Annotated in this window: 15 protein-coding genes and 1 pseudogene; 15 read left to right on the forward strand and 1 reads right to left on the reverse strand. The window is 32.2% G+C overall.

The annotated features are described in order from the left end of the window. The first annotated feature begins 11 nt into the window (after positions 1-11). The 4 genes from metH to ACH2CG_RS13245 all read left to right on the forward strand — a co-directional run bounded on the left by metH (position 12) and on the right by ACH2CG_RS13245 (position 6,080). Complete coding sequence (metH, locus tag ACH2CG_RS13230; RefSeq protein ID WP_395065962.1) at positions 12-2,702, forward strand: methionine synthase; 2,691 nt, start codon at positions 12-14, stop codon at positions 2,700-2,702. An 81-nt stretch (positions 2,703-2,783) separates the two neighbouring features. Next, positions 2,784-3,740 carry a methylenetetrahydrofolate reductase [NAD(P)H] gene (gene metF / locus ACH2CG_RS13235; protein WP_395065964.1) on the forward strand — a complete coding sequence of 319 codons (957 nt, stop codon included), beginning with the start codon at positions 2,784-2,786 and terminating at the stop codon, positions 3,738-3,740. Between the two features lie 492 nt (positions 3,741-4,232). Continuing rightward, a complete protein-coding gene (locus tag ACH2CG_RS13240; RefSeq protein WP_395065966.1) occupies positions 4,233-5,321 on the forward strand; it encodes an acyloxyacyl hydrolase in 1,089 nt (362 codons plus the stop codon). Between the two features lie 9 nt (positions 5,322-5,330). Next, on the forward strand, positions 5,331-6,080 hold the full coding sequence (locus ACH2CG_RS13245; protein WP_395065968.1) for a head GIN domain-containing protein: 750 nt from the start codon (positions 5,331-5,333) through the stop codon (positions 6,078-6,080). Between the two features lie 169 nt (positions 6,081-6,249). Here ACH2CG_RS13245 and gldA read toward each other — a convergent pair. Next, a pseudogene (gldA, locus tag ACH2CG_RS13250) lies at positions 6,250-7,155 on the reverse strand (gliding motility-associated ABC transporter ATP-binding subunit GldA). Positions 7,156-7,275: 120 nt separating this feature from the next. On the opposite strand from gldA, the gene ACH2CG_RS13255 reads away from it, so the two are divergent. The 11 genes from ACH2CG_RS13255 (at position 7,276) to ACH2CG_RS13305 (ending at position 20,691) form a co-directional block, all read left to right on the forward strand. Next, positions 7,276-8,208, forward strand: coding sequence for a M28 family metallopeptidase (locus ACH2CG_RS13255; protein WP_395065970.1), 933 nt, complete (start codon positions 7,276-7,278; stop codon positions 8,206-8,208). Between the two features lie 271 nt (positions 8,209-8,479). Continuing rightward, positions 8,480-9,307: a prephenate dehydratase gene (locus ACH2CG_RS13260; RefSeq protein WP_395065972.1), complete on the forward strand. Its 828-nt coding sequence runs from the start codon at positions 8,480-8,482 to the stop codon at positions 9,305-9,307. Between the two features lie 236 nt (positions 9,308-9,543). After that, entirely contained in the window at positions 9,544-10,686 is a 1,143-nt protein-coding gene (locus ACH2CG_RS13265; protein ID WP_395065974.1) for a pyridoxal phosphate-dependent aminotransferase, read from the forward strand. Between the two features lie 44 nt (positions 10,687-10,730). Continuing rightward, entirely contained in the window at positions 10,731-11,570 is an 840-nt protein-coding gene (locus ACH2CG_RS13270) for a prephenate dehydrogenase (protein WP_395065976.1), read from the forward strand. An 86-nt stretch (positions 11,571-11,656) separates the two neighbouring features. Then, on the forward strand, positions 11,657-12,739 hold the full coding sequence (locus ACH2CG_RS13275; protein ID WP_395065978.1) for a chorismate mutase: 1,083 nt from the start codon (positions 11,657-11,659) through the stop codon (positions 12,737-12,739). 92 nt (positions 12,740-12,831) lie between these two features. Then, positions 12,832-13,812, forward strand: a complete 981-nt coding sequence (rsgA, locus tag ACH2CG_RS13280; RefSeq protein WP_395065980.1) for a ribosome small subunit-dependent GTPase A — start codon at positions 12,832-12,834, stop codon at positions 13,810-13,812. A 157-nt stretch (positions 13,813-13,969) separates the two neighbouring features. Continuing rightward, positions 13,970-14,422, forward strand: coding sequence for a D-aminoacyl-tRNA deacylase (dtd, locus tag ACH2CG_RS13285; RefSeq protein ID WP_395065982.1), 453 nt, complete (start codon positions 13,970-13,972; stop codon positions 14,420-14,422). A gap of 46 nt (positions 14,423-14,468) precedes the next feature. Further along, the gene (locus ACH2CG_RS13290; protein ID WP_395065984.1) at positions 14,469-16,376 is read left to right on the forward strand and encodes a DUF3857 domain-containing protein; all 1,908 of its coding nucleotides are present in this window, start codon (positions 14,469-14,471) and stop codon (positions 16,374-16,376) included. A gap of 2 nt (positions 16,377-16,378) precedes the next feature. Beyond that, positions 16,379-18,397 carry a DUF3857 domain-containing protein gene (locus tag ACH2CG_RS13295; protein WP_395065986.1) on the forward strand — a complete coding sequence of 673 codons (2,019 nt, stop codon included), beginning with the start codon at positions 16,379-16,381 and terminating at the stop codon, positions 18,395-18,397. A 4-nt stretch (positions 18,398-18,401) separates the two neighbouring features. Next, positions 18,402-20,405: a DUF3857 domain-containing protein gene (locus ACH2CG_RS13300; RefSeq protein ID WP_395065988.1), complete on the forward strand. Its 2,004-nt coding sequence runs from the start codon at positions 18,402-18,404 to the stop codon at positions 20,403-20,405. A gap of 1 nt (position 20,406) precedes the next feature. Then, positions 20,407-20,691, forward strand: a complete 285-nt coding sequence (locus ACH2CG_RS13305; protein WP_395065990.1) for a MazG nucleotide pyrophosphohydrolase domain-containing protein — start codon at positions 20,407-20,409, stop codon at positions 20,689-20,691. Positions 20,692-20,862 lie beyond the last annotated feature (171 nt).

The following is a 20,862-nucleotide window of genomic DNA, read 5'->3' on the forward strand; positions in this document are numbered from 1 at the left end:
ATAAAAATAAAATGTCAAGAACAAACAAAATAAATTTACAATTATCTGGTCTAGAACCGCTTTTCGTTACCGAAGAATCTATTTTCGTAAACGTTGGCGAACGTACCAATGTAACAGGCTCACGTAAATTTCTAAGATTAATAAAAGAAGAAAATTACAACGAAGCACTTTCTGTAGCAAGAGAACAAGTGGAAGGTGGCGCACAAATAATAGACGTTAATATGGACGAAGGAATGTTGGATGGTGTTTATGCCATGACCAAATTCCTAAACCTAATTGCTGCCGAACCAGATATCGCTCGAGTTCCAGTAATGATAGATTCCTCCAAATGGGAAATCATCGAAGCCGGATTAAAAGTTGTGCAAGGAAAAGCCGTTGTAAATTCTATTTCGCTAAAAGAAGGTGAAGCCACTTTTATCCATCACGCCAAATTAATAAAACGATATGGCGCTGCAGTAATCGTAATGGCTTTTGACGAAGATGGTCAAGCCGATACTTACGAAAGACGAATAGAAATCTGTAAAAGAAGTTATGATGTTTTAGTAAATGTTGTAAAGTTTCCAGCGCAAGACATCATTTTTGACCCAAATATTTTTCCGGTTGCAACTGGAATGGATGAACATAAACTGAACGCATTAGATTTTTTCAGAGCCACAAAATGGATTCGTGAGAATCTTCCGTATGCCAATATTTCTGGCGGTGTAAGTAATGTTTCGTTTTCATTTCGTGGCAACGATACCGTTCGTGAAGCGATGCATTCGGCATTTTTATACCATGCCATTCAAAACGGAATGACCATGGGAATTGTGAATCCCGAGATGTTGGAGATTTACGATCAGGTTGATAAAACATTATTAGAACACGTTGAAGATGTTTTACTAAATCGAAGAGACGACGCAACCGAACGACTTTTAGATTTAGCAGAAACCTTCAAAGGCGATTATAAAGTAAACGAAAAAGCGATTGCCGAATGGCGAAATGGTTCGGTTCAAGAACGATTAACACATTCATTAGTAAAAGGAATCGACGAATTTATAGAAGTTGATGTCGAAGAAGCCCGAGCAAATTCTGAAAGAGCTATTGAAGTTATAGAAGTAAATTTGATGGATGGAATGAATGTCGTTGGTGATTTGTTCGGAAGCGGAAAAATGTTTTTGCCACAAGTTGTAAAATCTGCACGTGTAATGAAAAAAGCCGTAGCTTATTTATTACCATTTATCGAAGCCCAAAAAGATGGAAAATCTTCTTCCGCAGGAAAAGTGTTGATGGCAACTGTAAAAGGTGACGTTCACGATATTGGTAAAAATATTGTTGCGGTAGTTTTGGGTTGTAATAACTTTGAAATTATCGATTTGGGAGTTATGGTTCCGCCAGAAAAAATCATTCAAGCAGCAATTGAACATAACGTAGATATTATTGGATTAAGCGGATTAATCACGCCATCACTCGACGAAATGGTTTATTTGGCTAAAGAATTAGACAAATTAAACATCAAAATTCCGATTATGATTGGTGGCGCGACAACTTCTCGTGCGCACACAGCCGTGAAAATTGCACCAGAATATAAGCAAACTGTAGTTCATGTAAATGATGCTTCACGTGCGGTAACGGTGGCAAGTAATTTATTGCAAGCCGAAACCAAAGAAGGTTACGTAAAAGCAATTCGTGAGGAATACGACAAGTTGCGTGATGGATACTTGAATAGAAGTCGCGATAAAAACTTCCATTCAATTGAAGAGGCTCGTAAAAATAAATTAAAATTAGATTGGGATAATTTCACACCAGTAAAACCCAATTTCATCGGAACAAAAACGGTTGAAGCGGAACTTTCTGAATTGGTAGATTTTATCGATTGGACGCCATTTTTTAATTCGTGGGAATTGTACGGAAAATATCCTGCGATTTTAACGGACGAAATTGTAGGCGAACAAGCAACCAATTTATTTGCCGATGCACAAGAAATGTTACAACAGATTGTGTCCGAAAAATGGTTGACTGCCAAAGGAATTCTAGGAATTTTTCCAGCAAATACAATAAATGATGATGATATCGAAGTTTCTGTCACACTGAGCGCAGTCGAAGTGCCACAAACAGCTAAATTTCTAACTTTACGTCAACAATCTCAGAAAACCGCAGGCGCACCAAACATAGCATTAGCCGATTTTATTGCTCCAAAAGATTCAGGAAAGCAAGATTACATAGGATGTTTCTGTGTAACAACTGGTTTTGGAGTAGATGAAAAAGCAGCCGAATTCGAAAAACAACTAGACGATTACAATTCTATTTTGGTCAAAGCACTAGGAGACCGATTTGCAGAAGCATTTGCCGAATATTTACACTTAAAAGTTCGTAAGGAAATTTGGGGTTACGCATCGGATGAAAATTTATCCAATCAAGATTTAATTTCAGAAGAGTATAACGGAATTCGTCCAGCGCCAGGTTATCCTGCATGTCCAGATCATTTAGAGAAACCTACAATTTTTAAATTACTTAATGTTGAGCAAGAAATAGGAGTGACACTTACCGAAAGTATGGCAATGTGGCCAGCAAGTTCAGTTTCGGGATATTATTTTGCAAATCCGCAGAGTAAGTATTTCGGACTCGGAAAAATAAAAGAAGATCAAGTAATAGATTACGCCAAACGTAGAGGAATTTCTACCGAAATGGCAACCAAATGGCTTTCGCCGAATATAGCAGATTAAATTAGTCATAAAGTCAAAAGTCAAAAGTCTTAAAGGATTTTGACTTTCGACTTTCGACTTTCAAACTTTACGACTAAAATTATGAAAGTAACGCAACATATAGAAAACGCCAACGGAAAACCATTATTTTCGTTTGAGATTCTTCCGCCTTTGAAAGGACAAAATATTCAGTCTATTTTTGATAGTATTGATCCGTTGATGGAATTTAATCCGCCATTTATTGACGTGACTTATCATCGTGAGGAATACGAATTTAAGGAATTGCCAAGCGGATTATTACAAAAGAAAATTGTAAAAAAACGTCCTGGAACAGTTGGAATTTGTGCCGGAATTCAGAATAAATATGATGTCGATGCCATTCCGCATATTCTTTGTGGCGGATTTACCAAAGAAGATACCGAAAATTTATTGATTGATTTGGATTTTCTTGGAATCAATAATGTTGTCGCTCTTCGTGGTGATGCTTTAAAAAACGAAACCTATTTCAGACCTGAACGTGAAGGAAATGAATATGCAACCGACTTGGTTTTACAGGTTAATAATCTAAATCAAGGTATATATTTGGATGAAGATTTGCAGAATTCGGCTTGTACCAATTTTTGTATTGGTGTTGCTGGTTATCCAGAGAAACACATGGAAGCACCAAGTTTAGATAGTGATATTCATTTCTTGAAGCAAAAAATAAAAAATGGAGCAGATTATATTATTACTCAAATGTTTTTTGACAATAAAAAATTCTTTGATTATGTTGCCAAATGCCGTGCTGCTGGGATAACAGTGCCAATTATTCCTGGGTTAAAACCTATTGCGACCAAGAAACAACTGAATTTGATTCCGCACAGATTTTCTCTAGAATTACCAGACGATTTAATTATGGCAGTTGTAAAAGCGAAAGATAACGATGCTGTAAAACAAATAGGAATTGAATGGTGTACGCAACAAAGTAAGGAATTAGTCGCTGCCGGAATTCCTGTTTTACATTACTATTCTATGGGAAGAGCTGAGAATATCAAGGCAATTGCTAAAGAAGTTTTTTAATATTTAACATTGTATTTTGCTTATTGCATATATAATGAATAGCATTGGAATTATAAAAATCATCAATAAAGCAACTATTGAAAGAAGGAAGTATTTTGGTCTATTGCGCAACAATAAGATAATTGCGACGGTATTTATAGAAAAAACAGAAATCGCCCAAAACGGAAAATAAGAATTATTATCTTGAAAAATAATAGATAAAATTAAAGTCGCTAATTCAAGTAGAACAATAACTATTAAGTTTTTATTTAGATTTTCCATGAATTTAATTTTTCCAAATGTAATTCTAATTTCACAAAAGACAAAACCAATCTAGCCCTGATTGTAGCGGCATCCTTTTTTAATTGCCTTGGGTTTAAACCCAAGGCAATTAAAAAAGATAGAGCGAAAAGCAGGAATAAGGAAACCAAAAATGCCCAAGCCATTCGCTCCAAATTAAATTTATAAATCCTAAAGTTATTCTGCTATATTTGTCCAACTTAAAATTTTAGGATGAGGAAGTTGTATTTTTTGATGTTTTTATTTTCTAGTGTAGTTTTCGCTCAAGAAAATAAGGATTCAAATGCTGTTGAAGTATCTTTTTTACGCGGAAATGTGCTGCCACATACTACCGATTTATACCATTTGCAAGGTCATGCCAATGGTGTAATGGTTAGTTTTTTAAAGCAAACTCATGGTGCAGACGAATGGCATTCGGCTTTTAATTTTCCTGATTATGGTGTTTATTTTCAATATCAAAACTATAATAATGACTTTTTAGGAAAGGTTTATGCTGCTGGAGTTCTATATAATTTTTACTTCTTACATCGTAGATTAGAATTTAAATTAGCTCAAGGAATTGGCTATGCAACTAATCCTTATGATAGAGTTACTAACAGTAAAAACAAGGCGTTTGGGTCAACTTTAATGGCCAATACTAACATTGGTTTGTTTTATAAAAAAGAACATTTTATTGATAATTTTGGTTTGCAAGCCGGACTTTTATTCACTCATTTTTCTAACGGACGCACTAAATCTCCCAATAGTGGTATTAATTCTTTTTTGGTTAATTTGGGTGTAAATTATGATTTTTCTAAAACTAAAAATAGAATTATAGACACTTTGGTAAACAAGAAAAAGTATGTTGAACCCATTAAGTATAACTTTGTTGTAAGATTAGGCTTTAATGAAAGTCCAATAATAGGCAGCGGTCAGCATGTTTTTTATCACATGAGTTTTTTTGTTGACAAGCGATTTAATAGAAAAAGTGCTTTGCAAATGGGAACCGAATTGTTCCTGACCAATTATTTTAAAGATTTTATAAAATTTAAAGCCAATGCTTATCCCGAACTAAATATTGACCCCAATACCGATTATAAACGAGTAGGCGTCTTTGCAGGATATGAATTATTTGTCAATAAAATTTCGTTAGAAGCACAACTAGGATATTATATTTATCAACCTTTTAAGAACGATATTTCAATTTATGATCGAGTTGGATTTAAGTATTATATCACTCCAAAAATATTTACCAGTTTTTCTGTAAAAACACATTTTTTTTTAGCTGAAGCTTTAGAGTGTGGTGTTGGTGTAAGATTATAAAAGAGACAAATGAAAAAAATTATTATAGTAGCGATAGCGGTATTGGTTTTTATATCTTGTGAGAAACCCAGTGAATGTTACGAAAGTACAGGCGATATGACAACGCGTTTAGTTTCTGTAAATTCATTTTCTAAAATAAAAGTTTATCGTGGTATTGCAGTAGTTGTTACGCAAGGTGCAACTTATAAAGTAGAAATTCAAAGCGGTAGTAACTTGATAGACAATATAGAAGTGACTCAAAATGGCAATCAATTAGTTTTTAAAGACAATACAACCTGCAATTGGCTGCGCGATTATGGGCAAACTACCATTTATATTACAACACCAAATCTTGAAGAAATTTATTCTAAAACCGAGCGCGATATTAGCTCTAATGGCGTTTTAACTTTTCCAGTTCTTAGAATTTCAGCTTTAGATAAAGACGCCGATGGAGAAGAAGGTGCAGGAACAGGAGATTTTTATATAAATGTCAACAACAACCAATTGGTTATAGAAAACAACAATGTGTCTAGATATTTTATTTCGGGCACTACCAACGAAGCATTGCTAAATCTATATGCAGGCGATGGACGAATTGATGCGCAAGAGTTAACAGCACAAAACATAAAAATTTACCATCGCGGCTCTAACGATATGATTGTAAAACCAATACAAAGCATTACAGGAGAGATGGTTAGCACCGGAAATATAATCCTAAAAAACAATCCGCCAATTGTAAACATTCAGCAATTATATCAAGGACATGTAATTTATAATTAGAAGCTACTTCCAGCTATTCGGTGCAAGTTTTTTCATTCCAAGCTATTTTTGTAAGCTATAAAAAGAGCTTCCGTTGGTCGCTTTTTTCTAGCAACAAAAATTAGCTTTCCATTTCAAAAAGCTTTCCACTACTATCTGGGCTAAATTTCGTACTTCGTAAATTGTACTTCTAACTTTTTTTACTCGTTTTCTCTCTAAAAATCTCTTCCAAGTTTTTGCTTTTCAAACTAATTTGAAGTGTTTTTAATCCGTTTTCTTGTGCAAAGTCAAACAATGACGAACGCATGTCCGTTTCTGTTTCGAAAGTCAATTCCCAAACCTTCTCGTTTGTGTTTTTGTACGATTTTAAATAAGATAATTTTGCAAATAGAGTTTCATTTACAACTTTATCAAACTCAACTTCAATTACTTGTTCCTTAATTTCCGAAACCAGTTTGTCTAATTTTTTATCAGTAACAATTTTTCCGTTATTGATGATGATAACTCTGTCGCAAATCGCTTCAACTTCTTGCATAATGTGTGTAGAAAGAAAAACCGTTTTGTTTTTGCCAACGTTTTTAATTACGTTTCTAATTTCTACTAATTGATTTGGATCTAAACCTGTAGTGGGTTCATCCAAAATCAAAACATCAGGATTGTGTAATAAAGCCGTTGCCAATCCAACTCTTTGACGATATCCTTTAGACAATTGTCCAATTTTTTTATGGCTTTCTGGTGATAATCCTGTAAGTTCAATTACTTCTTCAATTCGTGATTTAGCAACTTTATAAACATCGGCATTAAATTCTAAATATTCACGAACCTACAAATCCAAATACAACGGATTGTGTTCTGCCAAATAGCCAACAGAAAGTTGTACCGCTTTTTGGCTTTCATTTACATCATTTCCGTTCACCGATGCTTTTCCTTCGTCGGCATTGATGTAAGTAGTCAAAATTTTCATCAACGTAGATTTTCCAGCACCATTTGGTCCAAGAAAACCAACAATTTCTCCTTTTTTTACAGAAAATGAAACATTATCTAGCGCTTTTTGAGCACCATAACTTTTCGAAATATTTTGAACTTCTATTGACATAACTTGATATTTGTAGCAAATGTAAACAGAAATATTTTTGATTTATTGTTTTTCTCGTCACATTAGTTATTTTTTTAAATATCATTTCTATATTTACTCATTATAAAGATAAATTAATTCATGAAAAAACTAATGTTATTATTGTTCGTGTTTGGATTGTCGGTTCAAGCTCAAGAGAAACCAAAAATCTTAAAAGAAGAAGTAACGAGAATCGAAACCGAATTAGCATCTGATAAAATGCAAGGAAGAGCGATTTTTACACCAGGAATAGATTCTGCTTCGGTTTTTATTGAAAAAGAATTTGCCAAAATTGGACTCTCTTATTTTAAAGATTTAAAAAATTACCGACAAGAATTTATAGCCCAAGATAAATCGGCCAACAACGTAATCGGAATTCTTCCTGGAAAATCTAAACCAGATGAATTTGTTATATTTTCTGCCCATTTTGACCATTTAGGAATGGATGATTCTGAAAGTGATAAAGTTTATAATGGTGCCAATGACGATGCTTCTGGAGTTACTGCAGTTATTGCTTTAGCCAAATATTTTAAAGAATTAAACAATAACGAACGCACCATTATTTTTGTAACCTTTACAGGAGAAGAAGTTGGTGGATTTGGTTCTGGATTTTTCTCTAAAAACATGAATGCCGACAAAGTTGTGGCAATGTTCAATATAGAAATGATAGGAACAGAAAGTAAATGGAATAAAAATTCAGCCTATATTACAGGATTTGAAAAATCAGATTTTGGAGCTATTTTACAAAAGAATTTAAAAGGTTCCAATTTCAATTTCTATGAAGATCCATATCCAAGAGAACAACTTTTTTACCGATCAGACAATGCAAGGTTAGCAGCTTTAGGAGTTCCGGCTCATACAATTTCGACTTCCAAAATGGATTCCGAACCTAATTACCACCAATTGAGTGATGAGATTTCAACATTAGATTTAGACAACATGACCGAAATTATAAAAGCAATCGCCATCAGTTCAGAATCTATAGTTAAAGGAGTTGATACGCCAACAAGAGTTAAAAAGCTTAAAAGCAATTAAGTTTCACGAAAACGTTTACGTAACTTTTTTAAAATAATTTATACTTGTATAACATTTTTAGTTACTTTAGCAAAACACAATAGGAACAATGAGTACAATTTTCACAACTTATTTTTATAACATTTCTTATTTCTTTTTTTGGAAGAAACAGGGATTGTTATTGTGTTATGTAAAGAACTAAATTATATAAAAACATAAATATTCAATCCCGATGCAAATCGGGATTTTTTTTTACTCTGAATTTAGTTCAGAGTCTATTCTAAATTTTATAATGAAAGAAAAAGTCGCCATACAAGGAATTAAAGGATCGTTTCATCATCAAGTTGCTCTAGAATATTTTCAAGAAAATGTTGAGCTTGATGAATGTTTGTCGTTTGAAGTACTGGTTGACAGCATGTTAGACAACAAATCGGAATTAGCTGTTATGGCAATTGAAAACTCTATAGCAGGTTCAATTATTCCAAATTATGCCTTAATTGACAAGAACAATTTGCACATTATTGGCGAACATTATTTAGATATTATTCAGAATTTAATGGTTCTAAACGGACAAAATATAGACGAAATTCAAGAAGTACATTCGCATCCAATGGCCTTATTGCAATGTATGGATTTCTTAAAAAAACATCCGCATATTAAATTAGTTGAAGATAAAGATACAGCCGAAACCGCAAGAAGAATTCACCTAAATCAAATAAAAGGAATAGCCGCAATCGGAAGTAAAGTAGCAGCAGAATTATATGATTTAAACATAATTGCACCCGAAATTCAAACTGTAAATAATAACATGACCCGATTTTTTATTTTAAGTAAAGAAGAAAGTCAAATAAATAAAGAAGAAGTAAACAAAGCATCTTTAAAATTCGAATTAGACGACACGCCAGGAAGTTTGGCAACCGTTTTAAATGTAATGACCAATTGCAAATTAAACCTAACAAAAATTCAATCGATGCCCATAATAGAAACACCTTTTCAATATTCATTCTTTGTAGATGTAGTTTTTGAAAAGTACAAACATTATGAAAAAGCCACCAAAATTTTACAAATAATGACCAATCATTTTAAGGTTTTAGGAGAATATAAGAATAAAAAGCAATAACAATTTCAAAAATCAATTTCAAAAATCAAAAATCAATTTCAATATCAAAATTCAATCAGTGAAAATCTGTATAATTCGTGGCAGAAATAATAATAATTCAACCTAATTAGTGAAATTTTTAAAAGTAAGAATTTGTGATAATTTGTGTAATTCGTGGCAAAAAAAGATACTGAAACGAAGTTCACTGAACACTTCTGATAATTAAATAATTTGTGAAGTAAATAAATTCAGCATAAATGATAAAAACAGCAAAAAGATTAGAAACCGTACAAGAATACTACTTTTCAAGAAAATTGAAAGAAGTAAGACAACTCATGTCCGAAGGAAAACCAATCATCAATATGGGAATTGGAAGTCCAGATTTGGCGCCACATTCGTCTGTGATTGAAGCCATTCAAAAATCCTTATTTGATGATAAAGCACACGAATATCAAAGTTATCAAGGATTGCCAGAATTGCGTCAAGGTTTTGCTAATTTCTATAAAAATCAATTTGATGTTGACTTAGATTTTAATCTAGAAATGTTGCCATTAATGGGTTCTAAAGAAGGAATAATGCATATTTCATTAGCTTTTTTGAATGAAGGCGATGAAGTTTTAATTCCGAATCCGGGTTATCCAACGTATGCTTCTGTAACCGAATTAGTTCAGGCAAAAGCGGTTTATTACGACTTGAAAGAAGACAACAATTGGCAACCCGATTTTGAAACATTAGAAAAAACGGATTTATCAAAAGTAAAGCTAATGTGGGTTTGTTATCCGCACATGCCAACAGGCGCAAACGGAACTTTAGAATTGTATAAAAAACTAATTGATTTTGGAAAAAAACACGATATTTTAATTGTAAACGACAATCCGTATAGTTTTGTTTTGAACGATAATCCGATATCAATTTTACAAGTTGAAGGCGCAAAAGAAATTGCACTAGAACTAAATTCATTGAGTAAAACGTTCAATATGGCAGGTTGGCGTGTCGGAATGGTTTTGGGAAATTCAAAATTCATAGATTCTATTCTAAAAGTAAAAAGCAATATGGATTCGGGAATGTTCTACGGAATTCAAAAAGGCGCTATCGAAGCATTAAAATTAGGGAAAGAATGGTTTGAAAGTCAGAATGAAATTTATACAAAACGACGAAATTTAATCTTTCAATTGGCAGAAAAATTAGAATGTACGTTTGATAAAAATTCGGTTGGATTGTTTGTTTGGGCAAAATTACCAGCCGGAATTCAATCGGAAGAATTTATTGATAATTTATTGTATGAAAAGCATTTGTTTCTAACGCCAGGAGCAATATTTGGAAGCAACGGCGAAGGATACATTCGATTTTCATTGTGCGTGAAAGAAGAAAATATCGTTGAAGCAATTAAAAGATTTTAATTTCCTAACAGGTTTTCAGAACCAGTTAGGTATAATTTGAAGACATGAAAATAGTTATAATAGGAATCGGATTAATCGGCGGATCGATGGCATTAGACATAAAATCAATTTATGATGATGCAATAATTTTCGGAATTGACGCCAACGAAAAACATCTGGACGAATCAATTCAACTTGGATTAATAGACGAAAAAGCATCCGAAAATGATTTAATTAACGCAGATTTGGTAATTGTTTCTGTTCCAGTTGATGTTGGATTATTAATTTTGCCAAATATTTTGGATAAAATTGGAGAACAAACTTTGGTTTTTGATGTAGGTTCAACTAAAAATCCAATTTGTGAAGCGATTGCAAATCATCCGAAAAGAAGGAATTTTTTAGCGTGTCATCCAATTGCAGGAACAGAATTTTCTGGACCGAAAGCTGCAATAAAAGGATTGTTTGAAGGAAAAACAAACATCATTTGTGAAGTTGAAAAAACAACGTTCAAATTGCAAGAAACGGCAATGGATTTGTTTAAAAAACTCGGCATGCGAATTCGTTATATGGATCCAAAATCGCATGATAAACACATTGCTTATGTTTCTCATTTATCGCACATAAGTTCGTTCATGCTAGGAAAAACAGTAATTGAGAAAGAAAAAGACGAGCAAGATATTTTTGATATGGCAGGTTCGGGATTTGAAAGTACGGTTCGTTTAGCCAAAAGTTCGCCAGCCATGTGGACACCAATTTTTAAACAAAATAAAAAACAAGTAGTAAAATCGTTAGAAGAATACATTCAGAATTTAACGCACTTTAAAGAATTATTAGAAAACGATAATTACGAAGAAGTTTATAACGAAATGCAGAATACTAATAGAATTAAAGAGATATTAAAATAGCTATAAGCAGTAGGCTTTAAGCAGTAAGCAAGCAAAATTGCGATTACTGCTTAAAGCTTATTGCCTAAAGCCTAAAGCCAATAAAAATGGAAAACAAAAAAGAAATGAGAACGTGGTTAAATGATTTCAATTTAACGCATCCGCTAGTAATTGCTGGACCTTGTAGTGCAGAAACAGAAGAACAAGTATTGAAAATTGCTCACGAATTGAAGAATTCTGACGTGTCAATTTTTAGAGCTGGAATTTGGAAACCAAGAACGCGTCCTGGAGGATTTGAAGGCGTTGGTGCCATTGGATTAAAATGGTTGCAAAAAGCCAAAGCCGAAACTGGTTTGCTAATGGCGACCGAAGTTGCCAATGCGGCGCACGTAAAATTAGCTTTGGAACACGATATTGATGTGTTGTGGATTGGCGCACGAACAACTGTAAACCCATTTGCAGTTCAAGAAATTGCCGATGCTTTGCAAAATACCGACAAAATTGTGTTGGTAAAAAATCCGGTAAATCCAGATTTGGCTTTGTGGATTGGCGGCGTTGAGCGTTTGTACAATGCCGGAATCAAGAAACTTGGAGTTATTCACAGAGGATTTTCGACGTATGAAAAAACTAAATACAGAAACATTCCAGAATGGCAAATTGCTATTGAATTGCAAAGTAAGTTTCCAGATTTGCCATTAATTTGTGATCCGTCGCACATTACTGGTCGTAGAGATATGATTCAAGAAGTGTCGCAACAAGCTTTAGATTTGAACTATGATGGACTAATTATTGAAACACATACCGATCCAGATAATGCTTGGAGCGATGCGGCACAACAAGTTACGCCAACAGTTTTAAAACAAATTTTTGAAGATCTAAAAGTCAAAAAAACATCGTCTAACGAAGAAGATTTTAATACCGAAATGATAAAACTTCGTGCTAATATTGATATTGCCGATGCTAAATTGCTAGAACTTTTAGGTAACAGAATGAAAGTCGCAGAACAAATAGGTGCTTTGAAGAAAGCCAAAAATGTAGCGGTTTTACAAAATAAAAGATGGAATGAAATTCTGGGTAAAATGATTCTTGACGGAGAAGAAAAAGGCTTGAGCGAAGAATTTATTCTTAAGTTATTTAAGGCAATTCACCAAGAAAGTATCAGTCATCAAGAGAGAATTATTAATTCATAACTATTTTAAATGTTGAATTATAAATTTTAAATGTTGAATTAACGTAATTTTGACATTTAAAATTTATAATTCAAAATTCATAATAAATATAAATGACAGGAATCGTATATAAATCTACAGGAAGTTGGTACACCGTAAAATCTATGGAAGGTGATTTTATGGAATGTCGTATCAAAGGTAAATTCCGCATCAAAGGAATAAAAAGCACCAATCCTATTGCGGTTGGGGATGTTGTAGATTATGATTTAGATGAAAATTCCGATGTTGTTACTGGAACAATCACAAATATTCACGAAAGAAAAAATTACATTGTTAGAAAATCGGTAAATCTTTCGCATCAAATGCACATTATTGCATCCAATTTAGATTTTGTTTTCCTTTTAATTACGGTAAATAATCCGCCAACAACATTCAATTTTATTGATAGATTTTTGGTTACAGCTGAAGCTTATGGAATTGAAACAATTTTGGTTTTTAATAAAATCGATACCTTAGATGAAGTTACACTTGATGAACAATTGTATATGCAACACGTTTATCAAGAAATTGGATACAAATGTTTGCGAGTTTCATCAACAGAAGGAAAAGGAATTGAAGAGTTAAAAGAATTGATGATAGGAAAAACTACTATGTTTTCGGGTCATTCTGGTGTAGGAAAATCAACTTTGGTTAATGCAATGGAACCAAGTTTAGATTTAAAAACAAAAACAATTTCTGAGCAAAGCATGCAAGGTCAGCACACTACAACTTTTGCAGAAATGTATGATTTATCTTTTGGAGCAAAAATTATCGATACACCTGGAATAAAAGGTTTCGGAATTGTTGACATGGAAAAAGAAGAAATCAGCGGCTATTTTCCAGAGTTTTTTAAGCTGAAAGACCAATGCAAATTCAACAATTGTTTGCATAAAGAAGAACCTAAATGTGCTATAAAGCAAGCATTAGAAGAAGATAAAATTTCTTGGACGCGCTACAATAGTTATTTAAAAATTCTTGAAGGTGATGATGAAAATTACCGACAAGATATTTACAATGAAGACAGAATTGCAAGCGATGAAACAAGGAATAAGTAATTTTAAAAATCAATTGCAAACTTAACTGTCATCTTGAGCTTGTCGAAGGACAAAAATCAATTTCAAATTTATAAATTTGTCATTCCGAAGAAATCTCACGTATTTTGTCATTCTGACGAAGGAAGAATCTCATAAAGAATAACACAATCTAAATCAAATGAAAGCTGTAATCCAAAGAGTTTCTCATTCATCTGTAGTAATTGACAATAAAATTGTAGCCGAAATTCAAAAAGGTCTTTTAATTCTAATCGGAATTGAAGATGAAGATAATCAAGAAGATATCATTTGGTTAACATCTAAAATTGCAAATCTTCGTATTTTTGCTGATGAAAATGAGGTTATGAATCTGTCTGTAAAAGATATTGGTGGAGATGCAATTGTTGTTAGTCAATTTACGCTTCATGCATTGACCAAGAAAGGCAACCGACCGTCTTATATAAAGGCTTCAAAACCAGAAATTTCCATGCCATTATATGAGTGTTTTGTTTCTCAATTGGAATTGGAAATGGGTAAGAAAGTTGCGACAGGACAATTCGGTGCCGATATGAAAGTAGCACTTGTCAATGACGGACCAGTTACTATAATTATTGACAGTAAAAATAAAGTGTAATTGTCAATTTTATTAAAAAAAATCTTATTTTTGAACAAAGACTATCATGATGAAATATAAGATTTTTACACCTATTTTATTACTATTTATTGGCTTAATTAATGCTCAAAACAAGGATTATTCTTTGTTGTTAATTCCAGAAAACCTTAAAGAAAACGCCAACAGTATTATTAGAAATCAATTGGTTGATATAGAGATCAATTCTCAGAAGACTTTGTCTATTAAAACAAGCAAGACAATTACAGTTTTAAATTCTAAAGGATTAAGTAATGTAGATGCACGCGAGTATTATAGTGATTCAGAGAAAATAATTTCAATTCAGGCAACAGTTTACAACTCATTTGGTAAAGAAATTAAGAAATTTAGGAGAAGTGATTTTAGCGATCAAAGCGTTGCTGATGGTTTTTCTATTTTAACAGACGGACGTTATCTTTACTTAGACTATACGCCTATTGAATATCCATTTACGGTTGTTTATGAGAGTGAATTGAAAGGATCAAATACTGCTTTTATACCTTCATGGAGTCCAATTGATGATTATTTTGAAAGTGTACAAAAATCTGAATTTACAATTCATTTTCCATCCGATCTTGGGTTTAAATACAAAGAATTAAATTTTGAAGCAAGAGATATTAAGAAAAAAGAATTGCCCAATTCCATATCGTTTTCAGTAGAAAATTTAGTTGCAGAAAAGCCAGAAGAGTTATCACCATCACCCAATAAAATTCTTCCATCGGTAAAGTTTGCTTTAGAAAAATTTAGATTAGAAGGTGTTGAAGGTACTTCTAAAACTTGGGAAGATTTTGGTTTATGGATGTATAATAGTCTGTTGAGTAGTACAGAAGAACTATCGGAAGAAACTCAAAAAAAAGCAAAAGAACTCGTTGGTAATGAGTCTGATGATATAAAAAAAGCCAAAATTATATACCAATATGTTCAAGATAAAACTAGGTATGTAAGTATTCAATTAGGAATTGGTGGATGGAAGCCAATGTTGGCAAAAGATGTAGATAGATTGGGTTATGGTGACTGTAAAGCACTTTCAAATTATACCAGAGTATTATTGAAAAGTGTTGGAGTAGAATCATTCTACACAGAAATTTATGGCGATACAAATAAACGAGATTTTCAAAACGATTTTGTTGCCATGCAAGGAAATCATGTTATATTAACATTGCCAAATAAAGGCAAGTACATTTTTTTAGAATGTACAAATCAGTCAGTTCCGTTCGGATTTCAAGGTGACTTTACCGACGATAGGTTTGCATTAATGATAAAACCAACAGGAGGCGAAATTATTAAAACTAACGAATACCTAGAAAAAGCAAGTACACAAATCTCTAAAGGGAATTATGCGATTGATCTAGACGGAAATATTAAAGGTAATTTACTAATAAAATCTAAAGGTATTCAGTATGATAATGCTTTTGGTATTGAAAAAAAATCTAAAGATGACATAGATGACTATTACAAAGCTCATTTTAATTGGATTAATAACCTAAAAATGGACAAGATTAAATTCCATAATGATAAAGATAACATTGAATTTACAGAAGAATTACAAATAAGTGCTTCTAGTTATGGTAGTAACAATGGTAGTGTAATGATGATTCCTATAAATGTTTTTAATCAAAGCAACACAATTCCGCAAAGGTATCGCAATAGAAAAAATCCGATGGAAATTTCAAGAGGATTTTATGATGAAGATGAAATAGAAGTGCTGCTTCCAGAAGGATTTAAATTAGATGCAAAACCAGATGTAACAGAAATCAAAGATAAATTTGGAGTTTATAAAATGGAAGTAGTAGTAATTAGTTCGAATAAATTGTTATACAAACGATCATTACTAATTAGCAAGGGCATTTATGATAAAGTTGAATATGAAAATTACAGAAAATTTAGAGAACAAATTGCAAGAGCAGACAATTCGAAAATAGTCATAACTAAAATATGAAAATGAAAAAATATGGGTTGTTTTTTTTACTAGTTTTACTAGGAATTAATAAATCTATTTCTCAAAAAAGAGAATTAGGAAATGTAACAATTGAAGAGTTAAATGAAAAATTTCATCCCAAAGATTCTTCTGCAGTTGCAGCTGTAATTTTTAAAAAAGGTGATGTAAGTTATGCTTTTACCGACGAAGAGGGATTTACAATGATAACTGTTGTTAAAACTAAAATCAAAGTTTACAAGAAAGAAGGATACGATTTTGCTAACAATGAAATTGAATATTATATCGGTGGAACTACCAAAGAAAGTGTTTCTATTGATGATGCGTTAACGTACAATTTGGTTAATGGAAAAATTGAAAAAACAAAATTGAAGAAAGAAAGTGAGTTTGATGAAAATATAAACAAATATTGGAGTAACAAGAAAATCACCATGCCCAATGTTAAAGTAGGTTCGATAATTGAGTTTCAGTACACCATAAGATCAAAAAGATTTCAAGGGCTAAGAGAATGGTATTTTCAATCTTTAATACCAGTTAACTACGCTGAGCTTACAACTCGGATTCCAGAATTTTATGTGTATAAATCAAATCAAAAAGGATTTATTTTTCCTAAAATAATTTCTGAAAAAAAGATGAAAAAAGTGCATTTAACTGGTATGCAGCGAAATGATGATCGCGGAATGGTAGTTGGACAAAGAAGTAATTATGTAGAAGATGATTTTGAATATGAAGAACTAAAAACTAACTATATAGTTCAAGATCTTCCTGCAATGAAAGAGGAATCTTATGTAAATAATATAAATAATTATATGTCTTGCGTTTCTCATGAGTTAAATTATGTTGCTTATCCAAATAAACCATTAAAAACATATTCTACTAATTGGGAGTCAGTAACTAAAACTATTTTTGACGAAGGTGATTTTAGTTTAGAATTGAATAAAACAGGTTATTTTGATAATGATGTAAACGTTGTTATATCAGGTTTAACATCGCCCAATGAAAAGATTGCTGCTATTTTTAATTTAGTGAAATCTAAAGTAAAATGGAATAAAAATTATGGAATATATTGTAATAACGGAGTTAAAAAAGCCTACTTAGACAATGTAGGAAATGTTGCAGAAGTAAATTTGATTTTAACTTCAATGCTTCGTTATGCTGGCTTAACAGCAAATCCAGTTTTAGTTTCTACAAGGTCTAATGGAATTGCTTATTTCCCATCAATTGCAGCTTTCAATTATGTCATTTGCGCAATCGAATTGCCAGACGGATTGGTTTTACTTGACGCAACCAATCAATATGCAATGCCAAATGTTTTACCAGATAGGGATTTAAATTGGAAAGGAAGAATGATAAGAAACGACGGAACGTCTATGGATGTCAATCTTATGCCAAGTTTATCCTCACGTGAATTAGCAAACGTTAGTTACCAATTAAAATCGGACGGAACTATAACCGGAAAAATAAAAAAACAATATTCTGATTATCTTGGATTGTCATTTAGAAATAAATATAATTTGCTAAAAGAAGAAATGTATTTGGAAGAAGTAGAAACACAAAAAAATATTGACATAACTGATTATGCAAGAGAAAATCAAGAAGAGTTGAGCAAGTCAATTGGGGAATCTTTTTCTTTTATAGATACTAAACATTCAGAAATAATTGCTAATAAAATCTATTTTTCACCATTGGTATTTCTTGCCTTAACCGAAAACCCTTTTAAACAAGAAGTTAGAGAATATCCTATTGACTTTAGTTACCCAACATCAAGAAAATACAATATAATAATAGATTTGCCCGATGGTTATGTTGTAGAATCAATGCCTGCACCACTAAATATTGCTATTGTAGAAAACATAGGTAGTTTTAAATATTTAATATCTAATACAGGTAGTAAAATACAAGTATCGGTAACTTTTGATATCAATAAAGCAATAGTTGGATCAGAATATTATGAAATTTTAAAAGCCTTTTTTAAACAATTAATTGAAAAACAAAACGAAAAAATAATAATTACAAAAAATTAAAAAGATGAAAAAATATGGGTTGTTTTTTTTGCTGGTTTTACTAGGAACTAATAAATCTATTTCTCAAAAAAGAGAATTAGGAAATGTAACAATTGAAGAGTTAAATGAAAAATTTCATCCCAAAGACTCTTCTGCGGTTGCAGCTGTAATTTATCAAATAGGTGAAACTAAATTTCTGTACTCTCAAAATGACGGTTTTAAACTAGTAACTCAAATAGATACTAAAATCAAAATTTATAAAAAAGAAGGATACGATTTTGGAAATGTGGGTTATAGTTTCTATAAAAACGGAAGCACAACCGAAAAAATACTTTTTTCAAAAGTCAATACCTATAACCTAGTAAACGGTAAAATTGAAAAATCAAAGATAAAAAGCGATGGTGAATTTACAGACAAAAAAAATGAAAATTGGTCTGTAAAAAAGATAACATTTCCAGATGTAAAAGAAGGTTCAATAATAGAATATCGCGTAGAAATCACATCGCCGTTTTATACAAATTTTCCAAAATGGAATTTCCAAAAAAATATACCCGTAAACTACTCTGAATATGCAACAATAATACCCGAGTATTTCACTTATAATGCTAATCTAAAAGGTTTTTTATCTCCTTCAATAAAAGAAGAAAATAAAGCTAACAGAATTGTTATTGACTCTAAAGAACGAGGTTCACAAGGCACCATGTTTTCATCAGACAGGATTGAATATATTGACGTTTGTAAAACCTATAAAGTTGTTGATGCACCAGCACTTAAAGATGAATCGTTTGTTAATAATATAGAAAATTATACATCCTCAATAATTCATGAATTGTCGGGTACAAAATTCCCTAATAGCAATTATCAAAGTTATGCTAACAATTGGGAAACTGTTGTAAAAGAAATTTATAAAGATGAAGATTTTGGGTCAGAATTAAATAAAGATAACTACTTCGAGAATGATTTAAAATTACTTTTAGAAGGACTAACCGTTAAAAATGAAAAGATTGAAATAATATTTAATTATGTAAAATCTAGAATGAACTGGAACGGAAACTATGGTTACTATTGCAGTGACGGAGTTAAAAAAGCGTACCAAAATAAAACTGGAAATGTTGGTGAAATAAATCTTATGCTTGTTGCAATGCTTAAATATGCTAATATTGATGCCAATCCTATTTTGTTAAGCACAAGATCTAACGGTATATCCTTTTTTCCATCAAGAACCGCTTTTGATTATGTAATTGCAGGTGTCGATGTAGATAATGAAATCATACTTTTGGATGCAACCAATAAATATGCTGCTCAAAATATTTTACCCATTAGAGACTTAAATTGGATAGGAAGAATGATACGAAAAGATGGTAGCTCTACCGAAATAGATTTAATGCCCAAAAAAATCTCAAAAGAAGTTACAAATTTTATAGGAGCAATAAATAATGATGCCGAAATTGCAGGAAGAGCTAAAAGAATCTATTTTGATTATGATGGATTTGTTTTTAGAGATAGAAACGTTGAACTTTCTAACCAAACGTATATTGAAAAACTAGAAAAAAAATTCAATAATATTGAAATTAGCGAATTAGTAATTGATAATAAAACACAGTTAGACTTGCCTGTTTCAGAAACATTTACCTTTAAAACCAATAATTCTATAGAGAAAATAGGTGACAAAATGTACTTTTCACCAATGCTGTTTTTTGCTCAAAAAGAAAACCCTTTTAAGTCGGAAACGAGAGAATATCCAATAGATTTTGTTTATCCAGATCAAGAACGATATTTGTTAAATATTACTATACCAGAAGGTTATGTGGTTGAGTCGTTGCCCAAATCTGTCTCTATGTCATTGTCCAACAATAATGGAGGCATTAAATATTTAGTGTCTAATGATGACGCTTCTAAAATTCAAGTATCGTTAACATTCGAAATAAACACCTCTATTTTTGCAGCAGAATATTATCCAGAATTGAAAGCTTTCTTTGCCGAAAAAATTAAAATTGAAAACGAAAAAATAGTACTTAAAAAAATATAACATGAACCTAAAAAACTCCCAACAAGAAGTCGACAACTGGATAAAAAACCATGGAGTTCGCTATTTTAACGAGCTAACCAATATGGCACAACTTACAGAAGAAGTAGGTGAAGTTGCACGAATTATTGCACGCCGATACGGAGAACAATCAGAAAAAGAATCTGATAAAAACAAAGACCTTGGCGAAGAACTAGCCGATGTGGTTTTTGTAGAAGTGCTGCAAACTTGGCATCAGATGGAGAGTTATCGATATACTTATCGAAGACACAGGACTCATCGAAGATGATGTCTTTGGACACACGCTGCGGACCGTACGTGCCATTGTGGTCCGTCGCGGTCTGCCGTAACTCCCCGTATGCGCAAGCTTTGCATATGGGTCTGACCTTAGCAACGTCAGTGTCCGAGAATTGAGCGTTCTTGGAGTGAGAGCGGTGCCAGAGGATGGACTGTTTGGACA

Origin of the sequence: Flavobacterium sp., assembly GCF_043778725.1 — a bacterium.
Taxonomy (GTDB): domain Bacteria; phylum Bacteroidota; class Bacteroidia; order Flavobacteriales; family Flavobacteriaceae; genus Flavobacterium.

What these genes read in the sequence shown, in the direction of transcription:
- metH (WP_395065962.1), top strand. Translation starts at nt 12, where the DNA reads ATGTCAAGAACAAACAAAATAAATTTACAATTATCTGGTCTAGAACCG.
- metF (WP_395065964.1), top strand. Translation starts at nt 2,784, where the DNA reads ATGAAAGTAACGCAACATATAGAAAACGCCAACGGAAAACCATTATTT.
- ACH2CG_RS13240 (WP_395065966.1), top strand. Translation starts at nt 4,233, where the DNA reads ATGAGGAAGTTGTATTTTTTGATGTTTTTATTTTCTAGTGTAGTTTTC.
- ACH2CG_RS13245 (WP_395065968.1), top strand. Translation starts at nt 5,331, where the DNA reads ATGAAAAAAATTATTATAGTAGCGATAGCGGTATTGGTTTTTATATCT.
- ACH2CG_RS13255 (WP_395065970.1), top strand. Translation starts at nt 7,276, where the DNA reads ATGAAAAAACTAATGTTATTATTGTTCGTGTTTGGATTGTCGGTTCAA.
- ACH2CG_RS13260 (WP_395065972.1), top strand. Translation starts at nt 8,480, where the DNA reads ATGAAAGAAAAAGTCGCCATACAAGGAATTAAAGGATCGTTTCATCAT.
- ACH2CG_RS13265 (WP_395065974.1), top strand. Translation starts at nt 9,544, where the DNA reads ATGATAAAAACAGCAAAAAGATTAGAAACCGTACAAGAATACTACTTT.
- ACH2CG_RS13270 (WP_395065976.1), top strand. Translation starts at nt 10,731, where the DNA reads ATGAAAATAGTTATAATAGGAATCGGATTAATCGGCGGATCGATGGCA.
- ACH2CG_RS13275 (WP_395065978.1), top strand. Translation starts at nt 11,657, where the DNA reads ATGGAAAACAAAAAAGAAATGAGAACGTGGTTAAATGATTTCAATTTA.
- rsgA (WP_395065980.1), top strand. Translation starts at nt 12,832, where the DNA reads ATGACAGGAATCGTATATAAATCTACAGGAAGTTGGTACACCGTAAAA.
- dtd (WP_395065982.1), top strand. Translation starts at nt 13,970, where the DNA reads ATGAAAGCTGTAATCCAAAGAGTTTCTCATTCATCTGTAGTAATTGAC.
- ACH2CG_RS13290 (WP_395065984.1), top strand. Translation starts at nt 14,469, where the DNA reads ATGATGAAATATAAGATTTTTACACCTATTTTATTACTATTTATTGGC.
- ACH2CG_RS13295 (WP_395065986.1), top strand. Translation starts at nt 16,379, where the DNA reads ATGAAAAAATATGGGTTGTTTTTTTTACTAGTTTTACTAGGAATTAAT.
- ACH2CG_RS13300 (WP_395065988.1), top strand. Translation starts at nt 18,402, where the DNA reads ATGAAAAAATATGGGTTGTTTTTTTTGCTGGTTTTACTAGGAACTAAT.
- ACH2CG_RS13305 (WP_395065990.1), top strand. Translation starts at nt 20,407, where the DNA reads ATGAACCTAAAAAACTCCCAACAAGAAGTCGACAACTGGATAAAAAAC.